The organism is Tropicimonas aquimaris, from assembly GCF_042676185.1.
Taxonomy (GTDB): domain Bacteria; phylum Pseudomonadota; class Alphaproteobacteria; order Rhodobacterales; family Rhodobacteraceae; genus Tropicimonas; species Tropicimonas aquimaris.
The window spans coordinates 21737-29604 of the sequence record NZ_JBHTJT010000011.1; the positions used below are offsets into that span (position 1 = coordinate 21737).

General features: G+C 62.2%; 6 protein-coding genes and 2 pseudogenes. 5 read left to right on the plus strand and 3 right to left on the minus strand.

Annotation, left to right across the window (positions count from 1 at the left end):
• Positions 1–874: 874 nt before the first annotated feature.
• Genes ACFQ2S_RS10390 through ACFQ2S_RS10400 form a run of 3 tightly spaced genes read left to right on the plus strand, consistent with a single transcriptional unit; the run spans position 875 to position 3294 of the window.
• Entirely contained in the window at positions 875–2110 is a 1236-nt protein-coding gene (locus ACFQ2S_RS10390) for an Lcl C-terminal domain-containing protein (RefSeq protein WP_386074396.1), read from the plus strand.
• Between the two features lie 48 nt (positions 2111–2158).
• The gene (locus ACFQ2S_RS10395; RefSeq protein WP_386074397.1) at positions 2159–2725 is read left to right on the plus strand and encodes a hypothetical protein; all 567 of its coding nucleotides are present in this window, start codon (positions 2159–2161) and stop codon (positions 2723–2725) included.
• A gap of 32 nt (positions 2726–2757) precedes the next feature.
• Positions 2758–3294 carry a ricin-type beta-trefoil lectin domain protein gene (locus ACFQ2S_RS10400; RefSeq protein ID WP_386074398.1) on the plus strand — a complete coding sequence of 179 codons (537 nt, stop codon included), beginning with the start codon at positions 2758–2760 and terminating at the stop codon, positions 3292–3294.
• A 40-nt stretch (positions 3295–3334) separates the two neighbouring features.
• Here ACFQ2S_RS10400 and arsH read toward each other — a convergent pair whose 3' ends face one another.
• Entirely contained in the window at positions 3335–4069 is a 735-nt protein-coding gene (gene arsH, locus ACFQ2S_RS10405; RefSeq protein ID WP_449369416.1) for an arsenical resistance protein ArsH, read from the minus strand.
• 751 nt (positions 4070–4820) lie between these two features.
• On the opposite strand from arsH, the pseudogene ACFQ2S_RS10410 reads away from it, so the two are divergent.
• Positions 4821–6172, plus strand: a pseudogene (locus ACFQ2S_RS10410) (IS3 family transposase).
• A gap of 59 nt (positions 6173–6231) precedes the next feature.
• On the opposite strand, the pseudogene ACFQ2S_RS10415 reads toward ACFQ2S_RS10410, so the two are convergent.
• Both ACFQ2S_RS10415 and ACFQ2S_RS10420 read right to left on the minus strand, forming a co-directional pair.
• Positions 6232–6699, minus strand: a pseudogene (locus tag ACFQ2S_RS10415) (IS21 family transposase); the annotation flags it as partial.
• Positions 6700–6804: 105 nt separating this feature from the next.
• Entirely contained in the window at positions 6805–6927 is a 123-nt protein-coding gene (locus ACFQ2S_RS10420; protein WP_386074401.1) for a hypothetical protein, read from the minus strand.
• 454 nt (positions 6928–7381) lie between these two features.
• Here ACFQ2S_RS10420 and ACFQ2S_RS10425 point away from each other — a divergent pair.
• The coding region (locus ACFQ2S_RS10425; protein WP_386074399.1) for a sugar phosphate nucleotidyltransferase at positions 7382–7868 on the plus strand (487 nt) is incomplete at its 3' end.

Consider the following 7868-nt stretch of genomic DNA (forward strand, 5'->3'; position numbering starts at 1 on the left):
GTCCGGCAGCAGGGCCCGATCCGATGCACAAGCAGGTGCGCCATCAACGCTTTCCCTGGCGGGCGGCACCGCGGTTTCAGACCTCAGAGATTGCAGGCAGTCCTCCGCCGGGAGTCCCGCGAGTTGCCCAATCGTTTGCTGAACCTGCTCGGCGCCAAAAGCCGCAGGCGCAAGAGGAGAGCGGACCGTCTCGCCCCAAATGCCAACCGCCAGAAACAGCAGGACCATACAGATCCTGGCCCAGGGGAGCGGGATATGGGAACGCACGCGCATCCTCGGCAAGTGGCCCCTGGCAGGCACGATGTCAATCGCTGGAGCCGCCCGATGCCGCTTGCGTGAGATCGACATCAACCTCAAGCCACCTGGCGGATGCACGACGGCGGCTGGATCCATGGCCTGAGCCGCCGTGCAGGAGCGGTCCGGCGATAGCCGCGGCTGCCTTGCATCCTGCATTCCGGACACCAGAAATGCGGGATTCCGTGCGCCAATCGATGACCTGCTCAGGGCCCGTTCCTCTGCGATGGGTTACGGTGGGATTTGCCCCAACAGCCGATACCGCGCTCTTCCGGTCGGAAGACACCGGGGCCCCTGGTCCGGGTTGTCGGAGAAACCAGATGACCCGGTGTGGCTGTTTCGAGGGTGCGCCCCCATCAAAACGGGCTCGCAGCGCCAGACGACCATGCCTGTCGCGATGAGACGTTTCGGTTTAGCGGCGCGCACAAGCATCTGAAACAAATCGGATTTCGCCTCCCGCCGCGCAAATTGAACATCCGGACACAGGCTTCCGACGTTCGCGAATAGCGGCTCGGACGACGGCGTCATTCAAGCCCTCCATATGTCGCGTAACCACATATCTACAAACCGGATCGGAAAAATGACGACTGAAACCTGCAAGACATCCTCGGCCCCGTATCTCGCCACTCTCCTGCCCGCGATGATCGTTCTTTCGGCTTCGGCGGGCCTCTCCCAAGAGGTGAGCTATCCGATCGTCGACACGATGCAGGACACATGTTTCGATCTGACTGGCGATTCGATCGTCTGCCCGTCGGAGGGCGAGCCGCTCTACGGCCAGGACGCACAGCATCCGCGGCTCGCGGCCGCTTACACGGACAAGGGCGATGGCACGGTTCTGGACAACAACACCGGGCTGCTTTGGCAGAAGACACCGCGAAACGACCGCCTCCAATATGCCGATGCCCTCGCCTATTGCGACGCGCTGGACATCGCCGGCCGGAGCGACTGGCGCGTGCCGTCGATCAAGGAGCTCTACGCACTGGCCGATTTTCGCGGCGAATTGCTGAAGCCCGAGGACGGCACGCCGACGCCCTACATCGACACCGAAATGTTCGATTTCGAGTACCCGGACGGCCAGATGATCTTTGCCGGTCAGTACTGGAGCAGCACGCTCTACGTGAAGGGCCCCGTGATGAACGGCCGGAACCAGGGCGCGTTCGGGTTCAACTTTGCCGATGGCCATATCAAGGCCTACGGCACCGGCCTCGATTTCTACACCGGCGCGGAAGCGGCGAGCAGCGGGCTGGCAAACGGCCCCGCCGACGGCAAGGCGCCCGGGAACTACGTGCGATGCGTTGCCGGTGAAGAGAACGTCTATGGTGTCAACGCCTTCGTCGACAATGGCGACGGAACGGTGACAGACGACGCGACCGGCCGGATGTGGCAGCAGGACGATGACGGCACGCGCCGTGAATGGGCCGAGACGCTGGCCTATTGCGAGGCGCTCGAACTGGCCGGCCACGACGACTGGTACCTGCCGAATTCCAAGGAGTTGCAGAGCATCGTCGATTATGATCGCACCGGCTTCCCGGCAATCGACACATCGGTCTTCGGGATCACGCAGGATTCCGAGACGCTAGACTATTGGACCAGCACGACCTTTGGCGACATCAAGAGCCACGCCAACGTGATCGCCTTCGGCAAGGCCCTCAGCAAGGCCGGCGATCAGACCGACTACACCGACTGGCACGGCGCGGGCGCCCAACGCTCCTCGATCAAGACGCTCAACGGGCAGGAACTTTCCGAGGAAGATCTGTGTTCCGTCAATGCCTGCGATGTCGACCGGCCCGACAACCTCGTGCGCTGCGTGCGCTGATCACCGACCACGTCAATCCCTTTGCCCCGCGCAACCCGCGCAGTCACCATGAAACGCCCGAAGGATCATATCAACCCGATGCTCATTCGCTCCTTGTCCATCACCGCCGTCCTGCTCTGCCTGCTGTCACCGGTCCTCGCGGAACAGGTCGAGATCACCCTCGTCGACGACCTCGATGGCGACCTGAACAGCTATTGCCTCGACATCTCCGGCCCGCAGGAACAGGCCGCCATCGACGGCGGGCTCCAGGCCCACACCTGCTACAGCTACCAGGGCGCTCTCGGTGTCGATCAGATCTTCGCGTCCGAGCGCTTGGCCGAGAATGTGCTCTACATGCCGGAATTCGACGTCTGCGCCACCGCCACAGGCCTCGACGCTGGCGCCACGCTTGGCCTCGCCGCCTGCGCAGACAGCGTCGCACAGAAGATCGCCCTGACCGCCGAGGGCAAGCTTTCCCCGGTCGACGCTCCCGGCATGTGCTACACGGCCGGAGCGGAAACGCGCCTTGGCCGGGGCGGCACCTCGCGGCATCAGATCAAGTCGCTCACCCTTGAGCCCTGCAGCGACGATCTCGCGGCATTCCAGACCTGGCGCGCGCGGTCGTCCGACGACTGACGCCAGCACAAATCGAACAAAAGGACTTCCCCATGCTCAGACAAGCGACGCTTGCCGCATTCACCGCCATCCTGTTGACGGCCGGAACCGCCCAGGCGGAAAACGTCGAGATCTATCTGGCCGACATCCTGGACAATACCCAGAACGGCTATTGCCTCGACATCGCCCGTGCACAGGGCGCCGCCGCCAATCCCGACGACGGGCTTCAGGGTCACACCTGCTACAGCCCCGGCGGCGAGCTTGGCGTCGACCAGACCTTTGACACCGACCGGTTCGCCAAGGGCGTGCTCTACATGCCGGAATTCGATGTCTGCGCCGAGGTGTCGTCGACCGAAGCCGGGACCGCGATCGATCTGGCGGCTTGCGATGGCAGTGACGCGCAGCGCTTCGCCTTCTCCGGGAAAGGCACGATCACGCCGGCCTCCGTGCCGGAGATGTGCTTTACCCTCGGCGAAGAAACCCGAGGCGGTCGCAGCGATGCCAACCAGATCAAGGCGCTGTCACTACAGCCCTGCGACGAAGGCCAGGGCGCCTACCAGACATGGTCTGTGCGCAGTTCCTCCGAGTGATCGCGACCTGCCTGACGCCCCGGCGCTTACGCCCGGGGCGTCAGGTGGCCTTGGACAGGTTGACCCGCGCCATGAGCGCCTTGGCCGTCTCCTTGCGTTCGGAGTGGCGGTCCACCAGGTAGTCCGCGCGACCACGCGTCAGCAGGGTGAACTTCATCAGCTCCTCCATCACGTCGACGATGCGGTCATAGAGCGGCGACGGGCGCATCCGCCCGGTCTCGTCGAACTCCTGGAACGCCTTGGGAATGGAGGATTGGTTGGGAATGGTCAGCAACCGCATCCAGCGCCCGAGAATCCGCATCTGGTTTACCGCGTTGAAGCTCTGCGAGCCGCCGGAAACCTGCATGACCGCAAGTGTCTTGCCCTGCGTGGGGCGCACGGCGCCCTCGGACAATGGAATCCAGTCGATCTGGGTCTTCATCAGGCCCGTCATGGCGCCGTGACGCTCCGGGCTCGACCAGACCATGCCCTCGCACCAGGCGACCAGATCGCGCAGTTCGCGGACCTTCGGGTGGCTGCTGTCGGCATCGTCATCGACGAGAGGAAGCCCCGACGGATGATAGAACCGCACCTCCGCCCCCAGGCGCGTCAGGATGCCACCGGCTTCCTCGGCCGAGAGCCGGCTGAACGACCGTTCCCGGAGCGATCCGTAGAGGATCAGGATACGGGGCGGATGGGCGTCGACGGGCGGAGCGAAAAGCGTCTGCCGGTCGATGGCAGCAAAGCTTGCCTCGGCTATCTGCGGGGTAGTGGTGTCGGTTTCTCGGTCAGACAATGCGAAGTCCCTTGAAGATTGCCATTGTTCAACCTCCCTTGCGCCCCCGCGCGGTCACAGCGACCGATGTGCCGTTGGCCTCGGCGCCCGCGGTTTCGGGAACCCGTTGCACGCATGGCACCGGCGAATGCAACACGGCGGGGGATGATCGCGGTATCGCGGGGTATGACGGCCATCTGGCCTACACGACGCAGCCAACGCCCGGAGCTGTTGGTCCCCCTGCAAGGAATCGCGGGGTACATCATCGGGAAGAACGATCCGGGCGAGCGAACACCCGGATCCCTGACACGGTTACGTTCCTGCAAGCATTGCCCCCACTGGCGATACAACGGCCGCAGGCTCCGGACGGACGGGCCATTCTTCATCATCGCAAAAGGGGAATGGTGGGTGATGAGGGATTTGAACCCCCGACATCTTCGATGTGAACGAAGCGGGTTGTCCGCAACCTACTGTAATCTATTGGTCCAAACGCTTTTTAAATTGGCGATTCCCGCCATGTGCGCAACCTGTTCCGGTTCACGCAGGTTCAGTGAACCTACATGCACTTCGTAAACTCGGGCGGAGCGGCCCACTCAGCCCCGCCCCTTCCGGCGCTGCTTCCTCGCCGCCTTCACCTTCGCGCGCTTCTTCGACCGTGCGGATGATCTCGAGCTTCTCAGGCGCAGGATGTTCCCCGTCAGCACCTTTGGGACTTCTGATTTGATTTCGCAACGGAGGGTTTCTGGCTCATCGTAACCACCAAGGAGTGGAGATGAGACAGAAACCCGAAACACGGAAAGAGCCTGCCGAGAAGGTCTTGAAAGACATCCGGCGGCGCACCAGGAAGCATCACTCGGCCGAGGAGAAGATCCGGATTGTGCTGGAAGGGCTGCGCGGCGAAGAAAGCATTGCCGAGCTGTGCTGACGCGAGGGGATCGCGACGAGCTTGTATTACAGCTGGTCGAAAGAGTTCCTCGAGGCGGGCAAGAAGCGGCTGGCGGGCGATACAGCGCGCCAGGCGACAAGCCCTGAAGTGAAGGAACTGCGGCACGAGGCGGCTGCATTGAAAGAGGCTGTCGCGGACCTGACGCTCGAGAACCGCTTGCTCAAAAAAAGCATGCTCGGCGATGGGGAGTTCGAGGCATGAGGTATCCCGCTTCGGAGAAGCTTGAGATCATCCGAACCGTGGAACAATCCCATCTGTCGGCCAAGCAGACCCTGGGCCTCCTCGGCATCCCAAGGACGACATTCTACCGCTGGTACGATCGTTACCTTTCCCTGGGCGAAGCCGGGCTGGAGGACCGTCGCTCACGTCCTGCTCGGGTGTGGAACCGAAGCCCGGACAAGGTGCGTGACCAGATCATCGAACTGGCCCTCGACGAGCCGGAGCTGTCGCCGCGGGAACTGGCGGTGCGGTTCACCGACACGAAGCGCTACTTCGTCTCCGAAGCCAGCGTTTACAAGCTATTGAAAGCCCAAGATCTGATCACGAGCCCGGCTTTTGTCGTCATCAAGGCAGCCGACGAGTTCCACGAGAAGACGACCCGGCCGAACCAACTCTGGCAGACCGACTTCACCTACTTCAAGGTGGTCGGATGGGGCTGGTTCTACCTATCGACCATCCTCGACGACTACAGCCGCTATGTCATCGCTTGGCGGCTGTGCACGACCACGAAGGCCTCGGACGTGACGGCCACGCTGGAAGAGGCCCTTGCCGCCTCGGACTGCGACCGCGCCACGGTTGCGCACCGGCCCCGACTGCTCAGCGACAATGGCGCATCCTACATCTCTGGGGATCTTGCCGACTGGCTCGCCACTCAAGGCATGAATCACGTTCGCGGCGCCCCGCGCCACCCGCAAACCCAGGGCAAGATCGAGCGCTGGCATCAGACCCTGAAGAACAGGGTCCTGCTCGAGAACTACTATCTGCCTGGGGCGCTCGAGCAGGCCATCGGCGAGTTCATCGACCACTACAACCACCGCCGCTACCACGAGAGCCTCAGCAACCTAACCCCTGCCGATGTCTACCTCGGCAGGGCCGAGACCATCCTGCGACGACGAAAGGAGATCAAAGCCAGGACCATCGAGAAGCGCCGCTTGCTGCATCGCCAGACAGCGGCATAAACTGAAACCTCAACGAGCCAGACCCTCCGTTCGAGATCAGGCGCTCGTGTTCCATATCACCTGACGACGGACACCTTGATGGTCGACGTCACCCCGTCGATGATCGCCACCTCACGGCTCCAGTCGAACTGGTAGGCTTCACCGGGATCGAAGCTGAGCGGGACAAACGCGGCTGCAGTGGCTTCCGCTTTCGACTTCGACCACGCCGCTGCATATCGGCGAACCGCATCGTAGCCGCCGTCATATCCGAGATCCCGAAGCTCCTCGAAGATCCGGATCCGTGTCAGCCGCTCCCGCTTCGGCTTACGCAAGTTCTCGGCCAGCATCCGGTCCAACTCATTCCGCCGCGGGCCGATCTTGGGTTGTGGCTGGACCGTCCGCTCATAACTGAACTCAGTCTCGCCGGAACGGATCACCTTCCGAACCGTGTTCCGCGACACGCGCAGTTCCCGGCAGATCTGTTTGATGGGCTTGCCGTCCTGAAAATATGCCCGACGGATCTTCGCAATCGTCTCCACGACCAACATCCCGAACCTGCTCCCGATTGCCTCGGAAGCATCATCACCACCAATGTAAGGGGGTCATTTTTGGATGACGATCACCCCGCTACGGGGTCACTTTTCCATGCCGGTTCACACGAATGCCAGCATCTCGCGCACAAGATCTTCGTCGGCCTGCTTTTCGACAAGCTCCAGCAGCGCCGTTCTCTCATCGGTCATCATTCGCCATTGTCGCTCAGACCAATGGCGCGACATGGCCCATTCTCCGTCTTGGGTTTCGAGTTTCGCAACCCGAACCTTTTCCGAAGATCGACGGTGGCCACCAGTGCCACCGCCGGCCGCGCGCTGCGCTACGCCGGAGGCTCCGCGCACGGCCTCCTACACCAAGCGTTGGGACACTGCCCGACTGTCTGGGCGCCGATCTTCGACGATGGCCGCCTGGTGGGGCTCTGTTGATGGCATGGATGCCCCCTCCCGACAGCATCGCAACGTGCCAAGGTGATGTTTGTTGAAGGCATCACGGAGGTCAAAATGGAAAAATGAGCCCAACCGTGTCGCTGAGCGAAACAATGGGAGCGATTCAATAGACCGACCCCGAACAATGGGCTATCGCAAATATGATAAAGGTTCACTTGCCAAGGTTCGCTGACTCTAAGGTGCGTTGCAGCGTGCAAGTTGGATCATATCGCGTGTGTTGGAGGACTGTGGATTGAAAGTTGCTTTGCTTGCAGGCGGCAAGGGAACCCGCCTTGCCGAGGAGACCTCCATCAGACCGAAGCCGATGGTCGAGATCGGTGGCCGCCCGCTCCTTTGGCACATCATGATGCACTATACCCAGTATGGGCACCATGAGTTCGTGATCGCGCTCGGCTACCTGGGCGACTACATCAAGAAGTACTTCGCGGATTACGCAACGCTGACCGGCAATCTTACCATCGACATGGAGCCGGGAAAGCCGTCCATCGTGACCCGCCACGAAGCGCGGCGTGAGCCCTGGAAGATCGACCTAGTCGAGACCGGCATGGAAACCCTGACCGGCGGGCGGATCAAGCGTCTGAAGGACTACCTCGGGGACGGGACCTTCATGCTGACCTGGGGGGACGGCCTGTCGAATGTCGATTTCGAAGCGCTTCTGGCGTTCCACCGCAAGCACGGGAAACTTGCCACGATCACGGCCGTCCGGCCGCCGGCGCGTT